This window comes from Vibrio sp. 704, from assembly GCF_033339295.1.
Map to the genome: position 1 here is coordinate 1 of NZ_JAWOUH010000772.1, position 576 is coordinate 576.

General features: G+C 42.9%; 1 protein-coding gene. It reads left to right on the forward strand.

Annotated elements, in window-relative coordinates:
* Positions 1-576, forward strand: a 576-nt coding sequence (locus R7R24_RS29030) for an AsmA family protein (RefSeq protein ID WP_318120501.1), incomplete at both ends; no start/stop codon positions are given.

Consider the following 576-nt stretch of genomic DNA (forward strand, 5'->3'; position numbering starts at 1 on the left):
GGCGAAATGAATGACCAGAAGTTTACTGCAAAAGGTAAGGCTGACTTTAAACTGGCGAAAGGTCTTGCAAGTTATGCGTTGAAGAACATCAATGTTGATGCGACGTACACTGATCCAAACAACACTATTGAATCGGCAAAAATTGGCTTAGATACGTTTGAATTCGATAAAGTAAACAATCTTAGCTACGCGCTTCAAGGCAGTGCGGCTGGTATGAAGCTGGACATGCAAGGCGGTGGGCAGCTTACGGTTGACCAAGCGATTAGCAAAGTGTTGTTGAATAAGCTTACGCTGAAATCAAGCTTTGAAGGTGATGCTTTGCCACAATCACCAATGAAAGTTGATATGGTCTCTGACCTCTCATTTGACCTAAACAAAAGCCACCTTAGCTTTATTCTAGAGAAGTTAACCGCAAACGCGATTGCATTGGATGGTAAAGCCGATGTGACATTGGGAGACATTCCAAAAATACGTTTTGCCCTTCATAGCCCTAATATCGATTTAGATGAATTCTTAGGCTTGGATAAACAAGCACCAGCAAGCGAAAAGCCAGCATCTGGTGGTAAGAGTGCATCC